The 22,141-nt window shown below is 57.9% G+C and carries 19 protein-coding genes; all 19 read left to right on the top strand.

All coding sequences use genetic code 11. The annotated features are described in order from the left end of the window. Positions 1 to 2 precede the first annotated feature (2 nt). The 19 genes from PD282_RS15305 to infB all read left to right on the top strand — a co-directional run bounded on the left by PD282_RS15305 (position 3) and on the right by infB (position 22,139). Positions 3 to 1,409 (top strand): DUF342 domain-containing protein, encoded by a 1,407-nt coding sequence (locus PD282_RS15305; protein WP_274651520.1) that lies wholly within the window; start codon positions 3 to 5, stop codon positions 1,407 to 1,409. Positions 1,410 to 1,441: 32 nt separating this feature from the next. Continuing rightward, positions 1,442 to 1,774 carry a hypothetical protein gene (locus PD282_RS15300; RefSeq protein ID WP_274651519.1) on the top strand — a complete coding sequence of 111 codons (333 nt, stop codon included), beginning with the start codon at positions 1,442 to 1,444 and terminating at the stop codon, positions 1,772 to 1,774. Between the two features lie 22 nt (positions 1,775 to 1,796). Beyond that, the gene (locus PD282_RS15295; RefSeq protein WP_274651518.1) at positions 1,797 to 2,495 is read left to right on the top strand and encodes a hypothetical protein; all 699 of its coding nucleotides are present in this window, start codon (positions 1,797 to 1,799) and stop codon (positions 2,493 to 2,495) included. Continuing rightward, positions 2,489 to 3,133 (top strand): hypothetical protein, encoded by a 645-nt coding sequence (locus tag PD282_RS15290; protein WP_274651517.1) that lies wholly within the window; start codon positions 2,489 to 2,491, stop codon positions 3,131 to 3,133. Before PD282_RS15295 ends, PD282_RS15290 begins: the two co-directional genes overlap by 7 nt. 183 nt (positions 3,134 to 3,316) lie before the next feature. Beyond that, entirely contained in the window at positions 3,317 to 4,015 is a 699-nt protein-coding gene (rpsB, locus tag PD282_RS15285; RefSeq protein WP_274651516.1) for a 30S ribosomal protein S2, read from the top strand. 120 nt (positions 4,016 to 4,135) lie between these two features. Continuing rightward, complete coding sequence (gene tsf / locus PD282_RS15280; protein WP_274651515.1) at positions 4,136 to 4,786, top strand: translation elongation factor Ts; 651 nt, start codon at positions 4,136 to 4,138, stop codon at positions 4,784 to 4,786. Positions 4,787 to 5,085: 299 nt separating this feature from the next. Further along, positions 5,086 to 5,814: a UMP kinase gene (pyrH, locus tag PD282_RS15275; RefSeq protein ID WP_274651514.1), complete on the top strand. Its 729-nt coding sequence runs from the start codon at positions 5,086 to 5,088 to the stop codon at positions 5,812 to 5,814. Further along, positions 5,814 to 6,368: a ribosome recycling factor gene (gene frr / locus PD282_RS15270; RefSeq protein ID WP_274651513.1), complete on the top strand. Its 555-nt coding sequence runs from the start codon at positions 5,814 to 5,816 to the stop codon at positions 6,366 to 6,368. Before pyrH ends, frr begins: the two co-directional genes overlap by 1 nt. A 77-nt stretch (positions 6,369 to 6,445) precedes the next feature. Next, positions 6,446 to 7,210, top strand: a complete 765-nt coding sequence (locus PD282_RS15265) for an isoprenyl transferase (protein WP_420832300.1) — start codon at positions 6,446 to 6,448, stop codon at positions 7,208 to 7,210. Positions 7,211 to 7,242: 32 nt separating this feature from the next. Continuing rightward, positions 7,243 to 8,037: a phosphatidate cytidylyltransferase gene (locus PD282_RS15260; protein ID WP_274651512.1), complete on the top strand. Its 795-nt coding sequence runs from the start codon at positions 7,243 to 7,245 to the stop codon at positions 8,035 to 8,037. A 21-nt stretch (positions 8,038 to 8,058) separates the two neighbouring features. Continuing rightward, on the top strand, positions 8,059 to 9,198 hold the full coding sequence (locus tag PD282_RS15255; RefSeq protein WP_274651511.1) for a 1-deoxy-D-xylulose-5-phosphate reductoisomerase: 1,140 nt from the start codon (positions 8,059 to 8,061) through the stop codon (positions 9,196 to 9,198). A 79-nt stretch (positions 9,199 to 9,277) separates the two neighbouring features. Beyond that, positions 9,278 to 10,558: an RIP metalloprotease RseP gene (rseP, locus tag PD282_RS15250; protein ID WP_274651510.1), complete on the top strand. Its 1,281-nt coding sequence runs from the start codon at positions 9,278 to 9,280 to the stop codon at positions 10,556 to 10,558. 7 nt (positions 10,559 to 10,565) lie between these two features. Continuing rightward, complete coding sequence (proS, locus tag PD282_RS15245) at positions 10,566 to 12,014, top strand: proline--tRNA ligase (RefSeq protein ID WP_274651509.1); 1,449 nt, start codon at positions 10,566 to 10,568, stop codon at positions 12,012 to 12,014. Between the two features lie 165 nt (positions 12,015 to 12,179). Next, on the top strand, positions 12,180 to 16,490 hold the full coding sequence (locus PD282_RS15240) for a PolC-type DNA polymerase III (RefSeq protein ID WP_274651508.1): 4,311 nt from the start codon (positions 12,180 to 12,182) through the stop codon (positions 16,488 to 16,490). A gap of 660 nt (positions 16,491 to 17,150) precedes the next feature. Then, on the top strand, positions 17,151 to 17,612 hold the full coding sequence (rimP, locus tag PD282_RS15235) for a ribosome maturation factor RimP (protein WP_274651507.1): 462 nt from the start codon (positions 17,151 to 17,153) through the stop codon (positions 17,610 to 17,612). A 68-nt stretch (positions 17,613 to 17,680) separates the two neighbouring features. Beyond that, positions 17,681 to 18,778 (top strand): transcription termination factor NusA, encoded by a 1,098-nt coding sequence (gene nusA, locus PD282_RS15230; RefSeq protein WP_274651506.1) that lies wholly within the window; start codon positions 17,681 to 17,683, stop codon positions 18,776 to 18,778. 44 nt (positions 18,779 to 18,822) lie between these two features. Then, the gene (gene rnpM, locus PD282_RS15225; RefSeq protein WP_274651505.1) at positions 18,823 to 19,146 is read left to right on the top strand and encodes an RNase P modulator RnpM; all 324 of its coding nucleotides are present in this window, start codon (positions 18,823 to 18,825) and stop codon (positions 19,144 to 19,146) included. Beyond that, complete coding sequence (locus PD282_RS15220) at positions 19,127 to 19,462, top strand: L7Ae/L30e/S12e/Gadd45 family ribosomal protein (protein WP_274651504.1); 336 nt, start codon at positions 19,127 to 19,129, stop codon at positions 19,460 to 19,462. The genes rnpM and PD282_RS15220 overlap by 20 nt, the downstream gene beginning before the upstream one ends. Before the next feature lie 67 nt (positions 19,463 to 19,529). Next, on the top strand, positions 19,530 to 22,139 hold the full coding sequence (gene infB, locus PD282_RS15215) for a translation initiation factor IF-2 (protein WP_420832359.1): 2,610 nt from the start codon (positions 19,530 to 19,532) through the stop codon (positions 22,137 to 22,139). Positions 22,140 to 22,141 lie beyond the last annotated feature (2 nt).

Raw genomic sequence — 22,141 nt, 5'->3', positions numbered from 1 at the left:
CATTGTCAACTTCCGAAACGCTGCAGTCATTTATCGACATCCAGCTGTCCGCGGACAAGCTGTCGGCAAGTCTGCTGTTTCACGCGTCGGACCCGCAGTTTACCTGTACGAGCGCGCAGCTGGAGGAGCTCGCCAGAAGTCATGGCGTTTTGTTTGGGTTGAAAAAGGATGTGCTGGAAAAGATCGCAGATGAGCCCCGGGCGTTTTTTAGCGGGCAGACGGTCATTGCGCAGGGCGTCCCGGCCGTAAACGGGGAAGACGGCTTCATCCGCTTTGTCTGCGATATGGACGAAGACCGGCAGCGGCCGGCCGAGCTTGAAGACGGCAAGGTCGATTTCAAACAGATTTCCCGGCTCAAAAACATGAAGCGCGGTCAGCTGATCGCCGAGAAAATCGCCGCAACCGAAGGAAGACCGGGGAGAACGGTGACCGCAGAGACCATTCCGTGCAGAAGCGGCAAGGAAGCTTTTTTCAAAGTTGGAAAAAACGTCGTGCTCGGTCCGGGACAGAACGCGCTCTATGCCGCGATCGACGGACTTGTCACCTTAACGGATAAACACAAAATCAACGTCTTCCCCGTGTACGAAGTGAACGGGGACGTCGATTACAATACCGGCAACATCGACTTCGTCGGCACCGTCGTCATTCGCGGCAACGTGCTGACGGGCTTTCGCGTCAAGGCCGCGGGAGACATTCGCGTTATCGGCGGCGTCGAAGGCGCCGAGCTGGAATCGGAAGGCTCCGTCGAAATTACCGGGGGCATTTTAGCCGGCAATAAAGGCTGCGTCCGAGCAGGCCGAAACGTCAAAAGCTCGTTCATTCAGGACGGCAACGTGACGGCGGGCGAGGATGTCATCGTCTCGCAAAGCATCATGCATTCCCATGTCCGGGCCGGCCGAAACGTGCTGTGCGGCGGATCGAAAGGCTTGGTCGTCGGAGGCACGATTATGGCCGGCGAACGGGTAACGGCGCGGACGATCGGCAATACGATGTCGACCGCTACGGTGATTGAGGTCGGCGTGCGGCCGGAGCTGCGCGCGGAGCTGCAGGAGCTGCGGCAGCAGGTGAAGAGGCTCGGCGACAGCCTGGACAAAACCGAGAAGGCGCTTGGACTGCTCGATCAGCTCGCGGCGGTCGGACAGCTGCAGGGAGACAAGCTTGCCATGCGGATCAAGCTTGGCGCAACCAAACGGCTCACCACCGAAGAAATCGCGGCGCTGCGGGAGCGGGTTTTTGAAATCGAAAAATCGCTCGAAAATACCGATACCGCGCGTGTCGATGCGGTCCATACCCTTTACGGCGGGACGAAGATCGTGATCGGCCGCTCTACCCGTTTTGTCAAGGATCCGACTCCGCGCGTATCGTTCCGGTATGCAGAAGGCGATATTTCCATGGTGCCTTATTATTGAACGGATACGTCCGCCGTTAGAAGGGACTTCAGGTGGCTTACAATTCGATCGATATGCAAATATCGCTGCCGCGCGCGCCGGAAGGCTCGGCGCGGCAGTCCCACGAGGCGCAAAAGCCGATCGATCAGCAGACGCTGCTCGAGCAAGGAGCCGCCAAAGAAACGGAAGCGAAACGCAGTCAAAGCGGCGCGGTCGAGCAAAGCGGCATGAAGGGAGTCAAGGGCGAGCAGCGGCGGGAAAGCGGCAAATCCGCGAAACGGCGTCCGTTTAAGGAAGCGGATGGTCCCGAGCCGGATCGCGGCGGCGCTCCGCCGCAGCACCCGGGGCATCCGACCAAGGGGCGTCATATCGATATTTCACTTTAACCGGTAGACAGGAAAGAAGCGGGTGAGCGTATTGGACTCATGGCAATACATCGTATTATTGGGCGCGGTCGCAGCCGTCGGCGCGATGGCTCTGCCCGGAGGGAAAGCGCGCCCCTTTGCGCGATCCGCGGATCGGACCGTTCGCAACATGGAAACCGCTTTGGAACAATTCATGGAAAATATGGAAGCGGACAATCGCGAGCTGGCCGAGCTGGTAGCGAGAACGCATAAGGAAGCCGGGCAGGCGGCGGAGCGGAGGGATGCGAGAATCGCGGCGCTGGAGCGGCGCTGCGCCGAGCTGGAGCGGACGATTGCCGGCTCTCCGGCGGAGCGGCCTGCCGTTCCGGCCGGAACGGAGACTGCCGCAGGCGGATCGGAGCATCCGCAAAATCGGGTGGACAACGAGCAGGCAGCGTGCGCTTCGGCAGCCGGCCGGCTTCACGCTGCGGACGCCGGCCCGGCGTCCGGCGGCAGTGCAGTCCGGCTCCGGACGCCGGCTGATGCCGCTGCTGCGGCCGTATTATCGAATAAGCCGCTTTCGACAGAAGCCGAGACGTCTGCGGACAGCTCCGTAACGATCCGGGAACGTTATGCGGAGCTGTTCGGTCTGTACGATGCCGGCAAATCGGTTGAAGCGGTGGCGAAGAAGCTCGGCATGCCGAAAGGCGAAGTGCATCTGATCGTTCAGCTGTCGAAGCGGGAGGAAGAGACGTCATGCTGAAACGGCCTTTCCTGTTCGGTCTCGGTGTCGGTGTGATGGCGGGCGCCGCGCTTTTGCAGCTGTTGCTGATCGGCGAACATGCGCCGCAGCGCATGGAGCCGGCGGCCGGCCCGGCGGCGAAAACCCCATTGTATACGCAGGCCGAGCTGGACCTGCGGCTGGCCGAAGAACGAAGCCGCGTGCTTGAGGAGCTCAAGCGGCAGAATGCCGGCCAACAGGCCGCTGCGGACGCCAAGACGGAAGCGCAAGCGGAGACAGCCAAAGACGCTGCCGGCGCCCTTCAAAGCCAAGACGCAGACCAGGCCCGGTCGAACAGGGCGGGCGCTGCCGATCCGTCGAAGCGCGGGACCGGGCTTTCTCGGACGCCGCAGCAAACAGCTTCGAAGCGGGTGATCGTCCGCATTCCTCCTAACGCAAGCCTGGACGAAGCCGCCGGACTGCTTGCGGCAAAGCATGTCGTTTCCGACAAAAAGGCTTTTATAGACCGGATGCAGGATGGAAGCGGAAAAATCCGCGCCGGTTATTTTGCCTTCGAAGGCTCCCCGGGCATCGCCGAGGTCGTCAAAATCGTTACCGGCAAGCCGCTGCCGCCGGACGAGGCGCAAGCCGAGATGAACCGGGCGGAAGCGGGAAAGTAGGTTCGCAGCCGCGGGGAGCGCGAACATTGTTGCAACCCGCTGATAGAATATGGTATAGTAATTGTCGGTGTTAAAAACACACGCCGATTAATTTCGTCAACGGTGCTCCGGTCCGGCCGGAGTTTTGGCGAAAAATGAGATCGGCGGAGGATACCAAAACCAATCACAGGAGGTGTTGTGAAGATGGCGGTTATTTCCATGAAACAGCTTCTCGAAGCTGGGGTTCACTTCGGTCACCAGACTCGCCGCTGGAACCCTAAGATGGATCGTTATATCTTCACCGAACGTAACGGGATTTACATTATCGACCTGCAGAAAACGGTCAAGAAAGTCGAAGAGGCTTACAACTTCGTACGCTCCGTAGCGGAAGAAGGCGGCACGATCCTTTTCGTCGGCACGAAAAAGCAAGCTCAAGATTCCGTGAAGGAAGAGGCGGAGCGCTGCAGCAACTTCTACATCAACCAGCGCTGGCTCGGCGGAACGCTGACCAATTTCCAGACGATTCAGAAGCGGATCGAACGTCTTCGCCAGCTGGAAACCTGGGAAGAAGACGGCACGTTCAACGTGCTGCCGAAGAAAGAAGTCATCATTCTTCGCAAAGAGAAAGAGCGCCTCGAGAAATTCCTCGGCGGCATTAAAGGCATGAGAGGATTGCCTAGCGCATTGTTCATTATCGATCCGCGCAAAGAGCGCATCGCGGTTGCGGAAGCCCGCAAGCTCGGCATTCCGATCGTCGGCATCGTCGATACGAACTGCGATCCTGACGAAATCGACTATGTCATTCCGGGCAACGACGACGCAATTCGCGCCGTCAAGCTGCTGACGTCGAAAATGGCCGATGCCATCGTCGAAGCGAATCAAGGCGAACAAACGACGGCTTAATCGTCATACATGCAACGACACCGCAAAAGGGTGGTCAGAAGGTGAACAACCTCTCTCCGCCCTTTTTTGGAATGAAAAATCAACCGAGCTAACGAGCTTATTTTCAGGAGGTCACCCATAATGGCAGTAAATGCTGGATTAGTAAAAGAACTGCGCGAGAAAACGGGCGCGGGCATGCTCGATTGCAAGAAAGCGCTGGAGGAAGCGAACGGCGATCTGACGAAAGCGTCCGAGCTGCTCCGCGAGAAAGGTCTCGCCGCCGCTGCGAACAAAGCGGGCCGGATCGCGACGGAAGGCGTCGTGGAATCCTACATTCATGCCGGCGGCCGGATCGGCGTGCTGGTCGAAATCAACTGCGAGACCGACTTCGTTGCGAAGACGGATCAATTCCGCGAATTTGCCCGCGACATCGCGATGCAAATTGCGGCGTCTAGCCCGAAATTCGTGCGCCGCGAAGACGTTTCCCAGGAAGAGCTGGATAAGGAACGCGAAATTTTGAAAGCCCAGGCGCTTAACGAAGGCAAACCGGCCAACATCGTCGAGAAGATGGTGGAAGGCCGCCTCGGCAAATATTACGAAGAGTTCTGCCTGATGGAGCAGCCGTTCATTAAAGATCCGGACAAAACGATCGCAACGCTGCTGAAGGAAAAAATCAGCACGATCGGCGAGAACATTTCGATCCGCCGCTTCGTCCGGTACGAGCTGGGCGAAGGCCTGGAGAAAAAAACCGACAACTTCGTCGAGGAAGTTATGTCGCAAGCGAAGCTGTAATCCGAACGCGCTAGGCGGGGCGGGGCGTCCGCCCCGCCTTTTTTAGAACAGGAAGCATGTATGACGTCCGTTCCCCACTTTCAGTTTTGTCATTCGAAGGGATGAAACTTGCTTCACTCCCCGCTGGACGGCAGCAGCCGGTTCTTCTTGCCGATTGCAAGCAATGCCGCCGCCGCTTATATAAGATGACGCCCGCCGTCCGCATAAATACATGTTGCACATTCTCGAAGCTTTTCCTATTTCACAGCACCAGTGTGCGGCCTGCCAGCTCCGGGGCCATAGATGGAGGTAAGCTCAAGTTGCAAAGTCCCGTTTATAAACGTATCGTGTTGAAAGTCAGCGGCGAATCGCTTGCAGGCAATAACGGCTACGGTATCGACTCGGCCGTCATTTCCTCGATTGCGCAGCAGGTGAAGGAAGTCGTCGAATTGAACGTCGAGGTGGCGATCGTCGTCGGCGGAGGCAACATTTGGCGCGGAATTGCCGGTTCGGCCAAAGGCATCGACCGGGCGACCGCGGACTATATGGGCATGCTGGCGACCGTAATGAATTCGCTGGCGCTGCAGGATGCGCTGGAATCCATTGAGGTGCCGACCCGCGTACAGACGTCGATTGCGATGCAGCAAATCGCCGAGCCGTACATACGCCGCCGGGCGATTCGGCATCTGGAGAAAGGCCGGGTCGTTATTTTCGCCGCAGGTACGGGCAACCCGTTCTTCTCGACGGATACGACGGCCGCGCTTCGCGCCGCGGAAATCGAAGCGGAAGTGATCCTGATGGCGAAGAACAAAGTCGACGGCGTATACTCCGCCGATCCGTTTAAAGATGCGACAGCGGAAAAATTCGAAACGCTCACGTATCTCGACGTGCTCAACCGCAATCTGGGCGTAATGGATTCGACCTCGACGTCGCTCTGCATGGATAACAACATCCCGCTTGTCGTGTTCTCGATTACCGAACAAGGAAATATAAAACGCGTCGTCTTGGGCGAACGGATCGGAACCATTGTGAAAGGAAGTGCGAGCTAGTGCCACAGTCGATTAAAAAAAATGCGGAAGAACGAATGGATAAAGCGATCGGCGCTTTGAAACGCGATCTGGCCACTCTGCGCGCCGGACGCGCGACGCCGGCTCTGCTCGACCGGGTGCAGGTGGAGTATTACGGTACGATGACGCCCGTCAACCAGCTGGCCAATATCAATACGCCGGATACCCGGACGCTGCTGATCCAGCCTTGGGACAAAACATCGCTCGGCGCGATCGAGAAGGCGATTCAGAAATCCGATCTCGGACTTGCGCCTTCGAACGACGGCAGCACGATCCGGATCGGCATACCGGCGCTGACGGAAGAACGGCGCTCAGAGCTGGTGAAAATGACGAAGAAGTTCGGCGAAGAAGCGAAGGTGGCGATTCGCAACATTCGCCGCGACGCGAACGACGATATTAAGAAGCTGGAGAAAACCGAACTTTCCGAGGACGAATCCCGCCGTCATCAGGAAGAAATTCAGAAAACGACGGACCGGTTCATCGCCGAAGTCGACAAAGTCCTCGCTGCAAAAGAAAAAGAAATTATGGAAGTCTAATGTGCAAGCCTCACCGGCCCCTCCGAACAGGTGGGGTTTGTTGCATAAATCGGCGTTAGCGGTGGGAGGACGAATACGTGTTTCAGCGACTTAGAGCAAGGATGGGGAAAACGTCCGACAAGCAGCCGGAGGCGCTTGACCGCGACAATATACCGGAGCACATTGCGATCATTATGGACGGCAACGGCAGATGGGCGAAGAGCCGAGGACTGCCCCGCGTCGCCGGGCATCATTCGGGTATGAAGGCGGTAAAACGGATTACGATGGCCGCCGACCGTCTCGGGGTTAAATATTTGACGTTATACGCCTTCTCGACGGAAAACTGGAAGCGTCCCAAAGCGGAAGTCGAGTTTCTGATGAAGCTGCCGCAGGAATTTCTGGCCATCGAGCTGCAGGAGCTGATCGACAACAACGTTCAGGTCCGCATGATGGGCTACAAGCAGGATTTGCCCGAGCATACCTTGTCCGCCGTCGAGGAAGCGGTGAGGCAGACCGAGGACAATACCGGCCTCGTGCTTAATTTTGCCCTGAACTACGGCAGCCGCAAGGAAATGATCGAAGCCGTCCGCTTAATCGGCGAAGACATCCGGTCCGGACGTCTGGCGCCGGCGGATATACAGGAATCACATTTGGAGAAAAGCCTGCTGTCGTCCGGCCTGCCCGATCCGGATCTTTTGATCCGGACGAGCGGCGAGCTGAGGCTCAGCAATTTTATGCTATGGCAGCTTGCCTACAGCGAAATGTGGTTTACCGATGTTTATTGGCCGGAATTTAGCGAAGAACATTTCTATGAAGCCATTCGCGAATATCAGCGGCGGGCGCGCCGCTACGGCGGGCTGTAAGCCTGCCCTCCGAACTGGAGCGTGTCAAACAGTTGAAACAACGAATCGTAACAGGCTTAATCGGCGGCGCCGTATTTATCGGACTTACGCTGCTTGGCGGCTGGTATTTCTACGGACTGCTCTTATTGCTGGCCATAATCGGTTTTTCCGAATTTTTGCGGATGAACGGCTTCGGCCCGAACCATCCGGCTTCGCTGATCGGATATGCGGGAATGCTGGTCGTCTTGATTCCCTGGGATGAGCTCGGGCTAAGTTTCTCTTCGTCCTTGCCTATCGTTTGGCTGGTCATGTTTCTGCTGCTCGCCGTCACGGTCGTTACGAAAAACCGGATGACGATCGACGGCGCGGCGTTCGTCCTGCTTGGCATCCTGTACGTCGGCTACGGTTTTCATACGATGTATGTGGTTCGCAGTGCCGATTCGCATGGATTGCTGACGACGCTGATGGCGTTCGGTTCCATTTGGGCATCGGATGTCGGCGCTTATTTTGCGGGGCGGGCAATCGGCAGACATAAGCTGTGGCCTTCGATCAGCCCGAACAAAACGATTGAAGGGTCGCTCGGCGGCATCGTGCTAGCCGTGGCGGTCGCGGCGCTGTTCTCGCTTTCGGCTCCCGGCGTGATCGGGATAGGACGAGCGCTTCTGATCGGCCTGGCTGCGGCCGTTGCCGGTCAGTTCGGCGATTTGATTCAATCCGCGTACAAGCGGGTGCGCGGCATTAAGGATACCGGCGCGATCCTGCCCGGACACGGCGGCGTGCTGGACCGATGCGACAGCTGGCTGGCGGTATTTCCGCTGCTGGTCATGACCGGATTGCTGCCGCTTTAAGCCGGAAGGAAGGATAAACCATTGAAAAAGTTGACGATTCTCGGATCGACGGGGTCCATCGGCACGCAGACGCTGGATGTGATCGCGCACGAGCCGGAAGCTTACGAGGTATGCGGACTTTCGGCCGGAAGCAACGTGAAGCTGCTGATCGAGCAGGCGAAACGGTTCCGGCCGAAAGCCGTTTGTTTGGCGGATAAGACGCTTGCGGACGAAGCGAAGCTCCATGTGCCCTCCGGAACGAAGGTTTTATACGGCAAAGAAGGACTGGTCGAAATCGCCGCCGGGGGCGATGCCGATACCGTCGTAACGGCTATTGTCGGCAGCAGAGGCCTCGACGCCACCATGGCCGCCGTCGATGCGGGCAAGCATATCGCCTTGGCCAACAAGGAGACGCTCGTGACGGCCGGGCATCTGGTTATGGATCTGGCCGCCCGCAGAGGAGTGCGGATCCTGCCGGTCGATAGCGAGCATTCGGCGATATTTCAATGCTTGAACGGGGAGTCCGCCTCGGCCATCAAACGGATTACGCTCACCGCTTCCGGCGGTACGTTCCGCGACAGGACGCGCGGGGAATTGGCCGGCGTCACGGTGGCGGATGCGCTGAAACACCCGAACTGGTCGATGGGAGCCAAGGTGACGATCGATTCCGCGACAATGGCCAACAAGGGGCTGGAGGTCATTGAGGCGCACTGGCTGTTCGGGCTGGAGTACGAGCGGATCGGCGTGCTGATTCATCCGGAAAGCCTCGTGCACTCGTTCGTCGAATTCGTGGACAACAGCATTGTGGCCCAGCTCGGGCAGCCCGATATGCGTGTGCCGATCCAATATGCGCTGACGTATCCGGACCGGCGGCCGACGCCGACGAAGCCGCTCGATTTGGCGAAAGCTTCGTCGCTTCATTTTCGCGAGATGGATTTTGAGCGGTACCCCTGCCTGCGGATGGCGTACGAGAGCGGGAAAGCGGGCCGCTCGGCGCCAACGGTCTACAACGCCGCGAACGAAATCGCCGTTGCGCGCTTTTTGAAGGGCGAGATTGCGTTCCTTGATATCGAACGCGTCGTCGAACAGGTGCTGGAGCGCCACGTGCCTGCCGAACTGCCGGACGTGCAGGCGATCCTTGAAACGGACGCATGGGCGAGAAAGGAAGCGGAGGCGATTTAACGAGCCGGTTCTCTTGTTTCGGACGGGAGAATAATGATAATCTATGTACAGGCCGTTACGAACAGGAGGCTCGAAAACGATGCATACGCTACAAGTCGTCTTTTTGACGGTGATGGTCTTTTTCGTCATTGTGACGATTCACGAATGGGGACACTTTTTCTTCGCCAAGCGCGCCGGCATTCTCGTCCGGGAATTTGCCATCGGATTCGGCCCGAAGCTGTTTTCCGTCAAACGCGGCGAGACCCGTTACACGCTCCGTCTCGTTCCGGCCGGCGGTTTCGTCCGGATGGCGGGGGAGGATCCCGAGCTCGTTGAGGTGCAGCCCGGCCAGACGATCGCGGTTCGCCTGAACGGCGACAAAGTGACGCGCTTTTACCTGGACCGTCTTGACGAACGCTCGAACGTTCTGCGCGGCGAAGTGGAAACGATCGATATCGAGAACCGGCTGCGGCTGACGATGAATGTGGACGGCGTATCGGAAACGTACAGCGTCGACCCGAAGGCGCTGTTGATCGCCAAAGGCAAGGAAACGCAAATCGCCCCGCTCGACCGCCAGTTCGGCAGCAAAACGCTTGGGCAGCGGGCGATGGCAATCGTGGCCGGTCCGATGATGAACTTCGTGCTTGCTTTCGTCTTGTTTGCCGCTTATTACCAGATGGCGGGCGTACAGCTCGAGAATCCCGATCACCTGCTGATCGGCGACGTCCTTCCAGGCAAGCCGGCCGCGGAGGCACATCTGAAAAGCGGCGACGTGATCGATTCGATCAACGGCACGAAAATCGGAATCGACTACGATAAAATGATTGCGATGATCGGCAAATCGGCAGGCGTTCCGCTGACCATCGGCGTCATACGGGACGGGCAGCCGCTTTCGTTTAAAATAACGCCTCAGCTCGATCCGTCGAGCGGCGAAGGCAAGGTCGGCATTACGGCAGCCTTTCCGACCCGGCCGGCCAAATTGGGCGAAACGTTCACGCTCGCGGGCAAGGCGATGAAAACGATGACGGTCAGCATCATCCAGGGCTTTAAAAATTTGATTATCGGCAATTTCAAGCTGGACGATCTCGGCGGTCCGGTCCGAACGGCGCAGGTTACCAGCCAGATCGCGGAACAAGGAATCACGGAGCTGACGTCGTGGGCGGCGCTGCTCAGCCTGTATTTGGGCATTTTCAATCTGCTGCCGATTCCGGCGCTCGACGGAAGCCGCCTGCTGTTTATCGGGCTTGAGGCGGTGCGCGGCCGGCCGGTCGATCCGAACCGGGAAAGCATGGTGCATTTTATCGGCTTCGCGATGCTGATGCTGCTGATGCTGGCCGTAACGTACAACGATATATTGCGATTGGTTAGAGGGGAGCACTGAGTCGGTCATGTCGAAGGAGAAGCAGTTTGTAACGGAAATTACGCCGCAGAGCGAGGATTTCTCGCGCTGGTATATCGATGTCATCAAGAAAGCGGAGCTGATGGATTATTCGCCGGTCCGCGGCTGCATCGTATTCCGGCCGGAAGGCTTCGAGCTGTGGGAGAACATTCAGCGCGAGCTGGACCGCCGGTTTAAGGAAACCGGGCACCGCAACGCCTATTTCCCGCTTTTTATCCCGGAGAGCTTTTTTCAGAAGGAAAAGGAGCACGTCGAAGGCTTTAATCCGGAGCTCCCCTGGGTGACGGAAGCGGGAGGCGAGAAGCTCGAGGAGCGGCTGGCCGTCCGTCCGACGTCGGAAACGATTATCGGGCACATGTACGCCAAATGGATTCAATCCTACCGTGATTTACCGGTGCTGATTAACCAGTGGGCGAACGTGGTCCGCTGGGAGAAAAGGACGCTGCCGTTCCTCCGCACGACGGAGTTTCTGTGGCAGGAAGGCCATACCGCGCACGAAACCGAAGTGGAAGCGCGCGGCGAAACGAACCAGATGCTGGAGATTTACCGCGATTTTGCGGAAAACTTTTTGGCGATTCCGGTCATCGTCGGTCAGAAGACGCCGTCGGAGAAGTTCGCGGGAGCGGTCGATACATATTCCATCGAAGCGATGATGAAGGACGGCCGCGCCGTTCAGGCGGGCACGAGCCATTATTTGGGAACCAACTTCGCCGTCGCGTTCGACATCAAGTTTTTGGACCGCGAGAACAAGCAGCAGTTTGCGCATACGACGTCCTGGGGGATGACGACGCGGATGATCGGCGCCATCATCATGGTGCACGGCGACGACCGCGGGCTGGTTATGCCGCCGAAAGCGGCGCCGACGCAGGTAATCATGATCCCGATCGGGCCGCCGAAGACGCGTGAGCAGGTAATCGCCCGCGTGGACGAGCTGTTTGCGGAGCTGAAGAAAGCGGGCGTCCGCGTCCGCGTCGACGACCGCAGCGACATGAGCCCGGGCTGGAAATTCAACGAATACGAAATGCGCGGCGTGCCGCTCCGCCTGGAGCTGGGTCCGCGCGATATGGAGAACGGACAAGCCGTGCTCGTATCCCGTATATCCGGGGAGAAGCGCATCGTTGCGCAGGCCGACCTCGTGGCCGAAGTCGAGCGGATGCTGCAGGAAATTCATGATGAAATGCTGGCGCGGGCCAAGCAGTTCCGCGACGAGCATTCGTATTCGGTCGACACGCTGGACGAAATGAAGGCGCTGATGGAGGAGAAGCGGGGCTTCGCAACGGCGGGCTGGTGCGGCTCCGAAGCGTGTGAGCGTCAGGTGAAAGAAGAGACGGGCGCGACCAGCCGGAACATTCCGTTCGAGCCGTCGGAGCGCAAATCGACCTGTCTTGTATGCGGCGAGAAAGCGGCTCATACGGTCGTGTTTGCTAGAGCCTACTAATTTGGAGGCACGCGTTTGCGCATAGGTTGACACATGGGGATTCCCCCAAAAGGCGGCTTGCCGGAAGAAGCCGGGCCGGCGTACGATTCCGTTCGCCGGTTCCGGCTGCAGCGCTTCGGTGCGGCGCGGCATTTTGGGGGATTTTTGATTCGGGGGAGGTAAACCATGAGCCAAACCGGGGATAAACGGCAGCGTTTCGAGCTGCTCATGCAGCAGGCGGAGCTGCCGCAGCCGCTGATGGAGGAACATTTCGAAGACGGCTATATCGACAAGGTCCTGGTGAGCCGCAGCAACCGGGAGTGGACGTTTTGCATCCGCAAAACGTCTTTGGTGCCTTTATCGGCCTTCAGCGTCTTTTGCCGGACGATTCAGCGCAAATTCGCCCATATCGCCGTGGTTTCTTTCAAGTTCGATTACGCGGAAAGCGTACGGACAGGCGAAATGCTGAGCGAATATTGGCCCGCTTTCGTTGAGTGGGTGCAGCATCACAACGCATCGGTCAACGGCTGGCTCGGCAAGGCGGCAATCGAGACGGACGAATCGCTCGTAACGCTATCGCTGTTGGACGATATGGGACTGGAGCTGGCCCGCAAGAAAAAGATCGACGAGCTGGCCGTGAAATTTTTCGAGGAGCGCTTTTCGAGGGCGGTCCGGGTGAAGATGGCGGTCGGCAAAGCGAATCAGGAGCTGTACGAGCAGTTTGCGCAGAAGAGGGAGCAGGAGGAGCGCGAAGCGATTCAGCAAATGATGGCAAGCGCCGCCCTCGAGTCTCCGCCGCCGCCGGAGGAAGGCGAAGTCCGGCTCGTCGTAGGCTACGATATCCGCGAGGAAGCGGTTCCGATTTCGCGCATTATCGAGGAAGAGAAGAAAATAACCGTGCAAGGAACCGTTTTCGGGCTTGACGTAAAGGAGCTGCGAAACGGCAGTACGCTGTTCATCTTCAACGTGACCGATTTTTCCGATTCGCTCGCCGTGAAAATGTTCGCCAAAACGAAGGAAGACGTCAAGGTGCTCAGCCAGCTGGCGAACGGGAAATGGGTCAAGGCCCGCGGACGCGTCGAATACGACCGGTTTATGATGGAGCCGGAGCTCGTCATGATGCCTTCCGATCTGCACGAGGTTTTGCCTCCCAAAGAAGAGAAGGACGAGGCGGAGGAGAAACGTGTCGAGTTTCACCTGCATACGACGATGAGCACGATGGACGCGGTAACGCCGGTCGGCGATTACATCAAGCAGGCGGCGAAATGGGGCCATAAAGCGATCGCCATCACCGACCACAGCAACGTGCAGTGCTACCCGGACGCGGCGAAGGCCGGCAAAAAGCACGGAATCCAAGTGCTGTTCGGCCTCGAGGCGAACGTCGTGAACGATGCCGTGCCGATGGTGATGAACTCGCGGGAAGAGCCGCTGCAGACGGCCGAATACGTCGTGTTCGACATCGAGACGACCGGCTTGTCGGTCATCAACAGCAAAATCATCGAGCTGGCGGGCGTCAAAATGCGGGAGGGGAAGGAGATCGGCCGCTTCTCCACCTTTATCGATCCGCACGAAGAGATCCCTTATCACATTCAGCAGCTCACCAACATCACGAACGAGATGGTGAAGGGAGCGCCGGAGCTTGAGCCGAAGCTGCGCGAATTTGTCGAATTCGTCGGCGACGCCGTGCTCGTGGCGCACAATGCGCGGTTCGATATGGGCTTTATCCAGGCCGCCTGCAAAGCGCACGGCATGCCGGAGCTGCCGAATCCGGTGCTCGATACGCTCGAGCTGGCCCGTTTTCTGTTCCCGCAGCTGAAAAATCATCGTTTGAACACGCTCGCGGACAAATATAAAATCAGCCTGGAAAATCACCACCGCGCCATCGACGACTCGATCGCTCTCGGGGGCGTGCTGTTCGGCCTGATCGGCGACGCGGCGGCCCGAAATATTACCGGACTTCATATGCTGAACGATTACGTGGGGCTCGACCTGTCCAATTCCCGTCCGTTCCACTGCGGCATTTACGCCTTAAATGCGGCAGGCAAGAAAAACCTGTTCAAGCTCGTTTCGCTGTCGCATACCGAGCATTTCAAACGGGTCGCCTGCATCCCGAAGAGCAAGCTGACCGATATGCGCGAAGGGCTGCTCGTCATCTCGGGCTGCGAGAAAGGCGAGTTTTTCGAGACGGTGCTGAATAAGTCGGTCGAGGAAGCCGAAGAGGTTGCAAAATTTTACGATGTGCTCGAGATTCAGCCCGTCGGCTTCTACATGCATCTGGTGGAAAAAGGGCTGGTCGGAAGCCGAGCGGAAATCGAGCAGGCGATCCGCCGGGTGTGCGAAATCGGCGGCAAGCTCGGCAAGCCGGTGATCGCAACCGGCAACGTCCATTATTTGAAGCCGCGTGACAAGATTTTCCGCGACATCACGATTCACGGCATTACGGGCTTCAGTCCGCTGAAGGATATGAACAAGCCGGACGCTCACTTCCGGACGACGAAGGAAATGCTGGACGAATTCGCCTTCCTCGGCGAGGAGAAGGCTTATGAAGTCGTCGTTCGCAATACGAACGAGCTGGCGGACCGCTTCGAGCCGTTCGAGATGTTCCCGGACAAGCTGTTCACGCCGATCATCGAAGGCGCCGACGATGAAATTCGCACGAAATGCTACGATACCGCAAAGCGGCTGTACGGCGATCCGCTCCCCGACGTCGTCGTGCAGCGGCTGGAGAAGGAGCTCGTGCCGATCATCAAGTACGGCTTTTCGGCCAACTACCTGATATCCGAGCGGCTTGTCAAAAAATCGAACGAAGACGGCTATCTGGTCGGTTCCCGGGGCTCCGTCGGCTCGTCGATCGTCGCCACGTTCCTCGGCATCTCCGAGGTCAACCCGCTGCCTGCGCATTATACGTGCCTGAACGAGGCGTGCAAATACAGCGAATGGTTTCTCGACGGCAGCTATCCTTCCGGCTTCGACCTGCCGGACAAGGTTTGTCCGAACTGCGGAAGGCCGCTGAAGGGCGAGGGGCAGGACATTCCGTTCGAGACGTTCCTCGGCTTCAAGGGCGACAAAGTGCCGGATATCGACCTCAACTTCTCCGGCGAATACCAGCCGCACGCGCATAATTATACGAAGGTGCTGTTTGGTCCGAAAAGCGTGTTCCGGGCGGGAACGATCGGCACGGTCGCGGAGAAAACGGGATATGGTTTTGCCAAGAAATACGAGGAGGACCGCGGGAAGAAATGGCGCGGCGCGGAGCTTTCCCGCCTGGCCGGCGGCTGTACCGGCGTCAAACGGAGCACGGGCCAGCATCCCGGCGGCATCGTCGTCGTCCCGGATTATATCGAAGTCGAAGATATAACGCCGGTCCAATTCCCGGCGGACGATACGAGCTCCGAATGGAAGACGACCCATTTCGATTATCACGCCTTCGACGCGAATCTGCTCAAGCTCGATATTCTCGGGCACGACGATCCGACGATGATGCGGATGCTTCAGGATTTGACCGGCGTCGATCCGACGACGATTCCGATGAACGATCTGAAGGTGATGAGCTTGTTCAACTCGACGGAGGCGCTCGGCGTGACGCCCGAACAGATCCGGACGCCGGTCGCGACCTACGGGGTGCCGGAGATGGGAACCAAGTTCGTCCGGCAGATGCTTGAGGAGACGAAGCCGTCAACCTTCGCCGACCTGCTGCAAATATCCGGACTTTCGCACGGCACCGGCGTCTGGCTCGGCAACGCCCAAGAGCTGATCAAGAACCGGACGTGCACGATTAAGACGGTTATCGGCTGCCGCGACGACATTATGCTGTATCTGATCTATAGAGCCGGCATGGATGCATCGCTTGCGTTCAAAATTACCGAAAGCGTGCGGAAGGGCAAAGGGCTGACGCCGGAATGGATCGAGGAGATGAAGCGGTGCAAGGTGCCGCAGTGGTACATCGATTCGTGCCTCAAAATCGAATACATGTTTCCGAAGGCTCACGCCGCCGCTTACGTCATTTCCGCCGTGCGCACCGCATACTTCAAGCTGTATTATCCGATTGCTTATTATGCGACGTACTTCACGGTCCGCGCGGAAGACTTCGATCTGGAGCTCCTTTGCCAAGGTTATGACGCTATTTTACGTAAAATTATCGAGATCGAGGCAAAGGGCTTCAACGCGACGACGAAGGAAAAGAACAGTATTTCGCTTTTGGAAATGGCTCTCGAAATGACGGCTCGCGGTTTTTCGTTCAAGCCGATCGATTTGTATCGTTCGGATGCGACCCGTTTCACGATCGACGGCGATTCGCTCGTTCCGCCGTTTTCGGCGATCGCCGGGATCGGCGACAATGCCGCCCGCAACATTGCGGCCTCGAGGGAAGAGGGCGAATATCTCTCGGTCGAGGATTTCCAGCAGAAATCGAAAGCGTCGAAGACGATCGTCGAGGTGCTGAGCGGAATGGGCTGCTTCCGCGGCCTTCCCGAATCGAATCAGCTGTCCTTGTTCTGACCGTCGGCCGGCCGAAAGCTGCCAGCTTTTCGATTGATGAAAACGACTTGAAACAACGGTTGTCACCACTACATGGTTATGGTATAATCTTTCTGGTAATGCTGATGATACGACCTTTCGCAGAAGAGTGGGGAAACCCACTCTTCACGTTTTGTCCGCGACTTTTTCCCGTTATGTTTAAAACGAAGCGGCGCGCGAAATCATGCGAGCCGTTCGTTTTTGTTCAAATAACCGCGTATACGGGCGGAGCTGCGGCGGATGGTTCCGAACATAGAAGGCGTTTCTTCGAAAACGCCAAGAGCGCCGAGTTTAGGCTAGCGCAGTGTTTACGCTTGCTACGCGGTGTTTCTTTGAAAACACTGGCCTATGCTTACGAAGCGGTGTTTTCTTAGAAAACACCAAGCCTATGCTTACGAAGTCGCGCTTTTCTCCGAAAAGCGCAAAGTTTATGCTTACGAAGCGGAATTTTCTTCGAAAACACTAGCCTATGCTTACGAAGCGGTGTTTTCTTCGAAAACACTGACCTATGCTTACGAAGCGGTGTTTTCTTCGAAAACACTAGCCTATGCTTACGAAGTCGCGTTTTTCTCCGAAAAACGCAAAGTTTTTGCTTACGAAGTCGCGTTTTTCTCCGAAAAACGCTTAGGGGGTACACCATTTTTGAGCACACCGAAAATTAAAACCGCCGTCGAAGAGATGGTGCGTCCGTTTCTCGACGAGAACGGGTTTGAGCTTGTCGACGTGGAATACGTCAAAGAAGGCAGCAACTGGTTTTTGCGCGTTTTCGTCGACAAAGAGGGCGGCATCGATATTGACGAATGCGGCCGCATCAGCGAATATTTGAGCGATAAGCTGGATGAGAACGATCCGGTGCCGGACGCTTATTTTCTCGAAGTGTCCTCCCCCGGCGCGGAGCGTCCGCTGAAGAAAGCCGAGGATGTCCGCAAAGCGGTCGGCAAGCACGTGTTTCTGACCACGTACGAGCCGATTGGCGGCGCCAAGGAATTCGAAGGCCGGCTCATTTCGTTCGACGGCGAAACGGCGGTCGTGGAAATCGGCAAGAAAAAACAAGAGATTCCATATGCGAAAGTGGCAAGCGCCCGCTTGGCCGTCGTGTTTTGACGGGCGGTTCGGTATGGTCGCGCCGCCTGTGAAGTTTGGGACGATTTGAAAGGGGGAACTCATTTCCAATGAGCATGGATTTTATTGAAGCGCTGTCGGAGATCGAAAGGGAGAAAGGCATCACCAAGGACGTACTGCTGGAAGCGATCGAGGCCGCCCTCATTTCCAGCTACAAACGCAATTTCAACACCGCGCAAAACGTTCGGGTCGATATCAACCGCCACAACGGCATCATTAAAGTATACGCGCGCAAGACGGTCGTCGAAGAGGTGCTCGATCCCCGGCTGGAAATTTCGGTCGAGGCGGCGCGCGAAATCAATCCGCATTACCAGCTCGACGACATTGCCGAAATCGAAGTGACGCCTCGCGACTTCGGCCGAATCGCGGCACAGACGGCGAAGCAGGTCGTCACCCAGCGGATCCGCGAAGCGGAGCGCGGACTGATCTATAACGCGTATATCGATAAAGAAGAGGATATCGTAAACGGCATCGTGCAGCGGCAGGACATGCGCAACCTGTTTATCGACCTTGGCAAGGTCGAGGCGGTACTGCCGCTAACGGAGCTGATGCCGACCGACAAGTTTAAGCACGGCGACCGTGTTAAATCGTTTATTACCAAAGTGGAAAACACGACGAAAGGGCCGCAAATTTTTCTGTCGCGTACGCATCCCGGCCTGCTGAAACGGCTGTTCGAGCTGGAGGTGCCGGAAATTTACGACGGCGTCGTCGAAATTCGTTCGGTCGCCCGCGAAGCCGGCTTTCGTTCCAAAATCGCCGTTCATTCCCGCAGTCCCGAGGTCGATCCGGTCGGTTCATGCGTCGGTCAGAAAGGGATGCGCGTACAGACGATCGTCACCGAGCTGAAGGGCGAGAAAATCGACATCGTCCGCTGGTCGGAAATGATTGAGGAATATGTGGCCAACGCGCTCAGCCCGTCGAAGGTGCTGGAGGTCATCGTGTTCGAGCAGGAGAAAATGGCGCGCGTCATCGTGCCGGACTACCAGCTTTCGCTGGCGATCGGCATCAAGGGGCAAAATGCGCGGCTTGCGGCTAAGCTGACCGGCTGGAAAATTGACATCAAGAGCGAAACGCAGGCGGAGCAGGAATTCGGCCGCCCGAAAACGCAGATTGGCACGATGCATCAGGATTCCGTGTCCATCGATTAGCGTCTCCGCGCTTGACAGGCGACGGGGTGAGGGAGGAACAAGCGATGAGACCGAGAAAGATACCGCTGCGCAAATGCGTGGCCTGCCAGCAAATGATGCCGAAGAAAGAACTGATCCGCGTCGTCCGCACGCCGGCCGGGGAGATCCTGATCGACCTGACGGGCAAAAAGGCGGGCCGCGGCGCGTACCTTTGCGGCAAAGTGGAATGCTTCCGGTTGGCGAAAAAGACGAAGGCGCTCGACCGGGCGCTTAAACAGACGGTCGGCCCGGAAATTTACGACCAGCTCGAACGGGATTTTATCGCGGTCGAAGAGACGTTTATCGCCGGCAAGGAGCGGGCGGACGACGATGACGACGAAGAAGCATAAGGCACTGTCGCTGCTTGGCATGGCGATGCGGGCGGGCAAGGTCGTCACCGGGGACGACACGGTGCTGAAGGCGCTGCGGCAGGGGAAGGCGAGACTCGTGCTCGTCGCCGGAGACGCCTCGGACAATACGAAGAAGAAATACCGGGACAAATGCGCAACCTACGGCACGCGGCTGTTGGAGGCGTTCGACCGGACCGCGCTTGGCGAAGCGATCGGCAAGCCGGACCGGGTGATCGTCGCCGTCGCCGACGCCGGGTTTGCGTCCAGTATAGAACGAAGCTTTAGCGAATTTTCGGAGGTGGAGTATATTGAGTAAACAACAACAGGACAGCAAAGACAATAAAGATAAATTGCGCGTGTACGAATACGCGAAATCGTTGAACATGAGCAGCAAGGAAATCATTACGATTTTGAAGCGGATCGGGATGCCGGTCAACAATCATATGAGTGTCATGGAAAACGAAATGGTGTCCAAGGTGGAAGGCTTCTTCCGCGATATTAAGCAAAACGCCGCAGCCAAGCGGGCCAGCGAGAACGCCACGGTGTCCGCTTCGCCACAGGCGCCGAGCCGCCAGCAGCAGCAACAGCAGGTGGAGCGCAGGCAGCAGCAGGGTGGAGGCCAGCGTCCCCAAAGCGGCGGCCAGCAGGGTCAAGGCGGCAGACCGTCGAATCCGGAGAGGCAGGGAAATATGAACCCAGCAAGAACGAATCAGCAATCGGCGCCGGGCGGGCAGCGCCCGCAGCAGGGCGGCAGCCGCAACGAAGGCGGCCAGCGGGGCGGCCAGCAGCGCCAGGGCGGTCAAGGTCAAGGCGGCGGCCAGCGCTTCGGCCAAGGCCAGGGCGGCGGGCAGCAGGGCCAGCGCCAGGGCGGCGGCGGTCAAGGCGGCCAGCGCTTCGGCCAAGGTCAAGGCAGCGGCCAGCAGGGCCAGCGCTCGGAACAGGGCGGTAACCGCCAAGGTCAAGGCCAGGGACAGGGCGGATTCCGTCAAAATGCCCCGCGTCCAGGCGATCAGCAGAACCGCGGCCCGCAAAACCGTTCTTTCGAGAATCGCGCACAGCCGGCGGGCGACGATTCGCACAACCGCTCGCAGGGCGGAGGAAACCGGACTGCGAAGAAAACGAAGCCGAACGGCAAGCGGTTCGACGACGCCAAGGTCAGCAATTTCCGCGGCGGCAAAGGCGGCAGGAACCAGCGCGGCAGAGGCGGCCAGCAGCAGGAACGCCGCGAGAAAATCGACAATACGCCGAAGAAGATTATCGTCCGCGGCGAAATGACCGTCGGCGATTTGGCGAAGCTGCTTCACAAGGACGCCTCCGAGGTGATCAAGAAGCTGATTTTCCTCGGCGTCATGGCCACGATCAACCAGGAGGTCGATCTGGACACCGTTCAGCTGATCGCGAGCGAATACGGCATCGAAGTGGAAATCAAGATTCCGGTCGAAGAGGATGCTTTTGAAACAATCGAGGAGAAGGACGAGGAAGATGAACTCGAAGCTCGTCCGCCGGTCGTCACGATCATGGGTCACGTCGACCACGGCAAAACGACGCTTCTCGACGCCATTCGCCATACGAGCGTCACGAGCGGCGAAGCGGGCGGCATTACGCAGCATATCGGCGCATACCAGGTCGAGAACAACCATAAAAAAATTACGTTCCTGGATACGCCGGGTCACGAAGCGTTTACGCTCATGCGCGCGCGCGGCGCACAGGTCACCGATATTACGATTATTGTTGTCGCGGCCGACGACGGCGTCATGCCGCAGACGGTCGAGGCGATCAACCACGCAAAAGCGGCCGGCGTGCCGATCATTGTGGCGGTCAACAAGATCGATAAACCGGAAGCCAATCCGGATAAAATCAAGCAGGAGCTGACCGAATACGAGCTCGTTCCGGAGGAGTGGGGCGGCGATACGATTTTCGTGAGCGTCTCCGCGAAGCAGCGGACCGGCCTCGAAGAGCTCCTTGAAATGATTTTGCTCGTCGCCGAAGTCAACGACTACAAAGCGAACCCGAACAAACGGGCGCGCGGCACGGTCATCGAAGCCGAGCTCGACAAAGGCAAAGGCCCGGTCGCTCGGATTCTCGTTCAGCACGGCACGCTCAAGATCGGCGATGCCTTCGTCGCCGGGAACTGCTTCGGACGCGTCCGGGCAATGGTGAACGATAAGGGCCGCCGCCTCAAGGAAGCGGGCCCGAGCACGCCGGTCGAAATTACCGGCCTGACGGAAGTGCCGCTCGCCGGCGACCCGATGCTCGTGTTCGAGGACGAGCGCAAAGCGCGCGCCATCGCCGAGCGCCGCGCCATCAAGCACCGCCAGTCTGAGCTTGGCGCCAATGCGCGGGTTACGCTCGATGACTTGTATAAGCATATCCAAGAGGGCGAAATCAAGGATCTCAACGTTATTATCAAATCCGACGTGCAAGGCTCGGCCGAAGCGCTCAAAGGATCGCTTGCGAAGATCGACATTGAAGGCGTACGGGTGAAAATCATCCACAGCGGCGTGGGCGCCATCACGGAATCGGACATTAACCTCGCATCCGCTTCGAGTGCGATCGTTATCGGCTTCAACGTCCGTCCGGAGCCGCAGGCATTGGCGACGGCTGAGCAGGAGCAGGTGGATGTCCGCCTGCACAGCATCATCTATAATGTCATCGACGAGATCGAGCATGCGATGAAAGGGATGCTGGACCCGGTATTCAAAGAGGTCGTTATCGGTCAGGCAGAGATCCGCAACATTTTCAAAGTAAGCAAAGTAGGCACGATCGCAGGCTGTATGGTAACGTCCGGCAAAATAACCCGTTCCGCGAAAGCGCGCCTTATCCGCGGCGGCATCGTCGTGTTTGAGGGCGAGATTGAATCGCTGAAACGGTTCAAGGACGACGTCAGGGAAGTGGCGCAGGGCTACGAATGCGGCATTACGCTCGACCGGCATAACGACCTGAGAGAAGGCGACACGATCGAGGCATACGTCATGGAGAGCGTTGAGAGGTGATA

The sequence above is a fragment of the Paenibacillus humicola genome, assembly GCF_028826105.1.
Classification (GTDB): domain Bacteria; phylum Bacillota; class Bacilli; order Paenibacillales; family Paenibacillaceae; genus Paenibacillus_Z; species Paenibacillus_Z humicola.
Note: the sequence above shows the minus strand (reverse complement) of the source record. Positions and strands in the feature narration are given on the sequence as shown.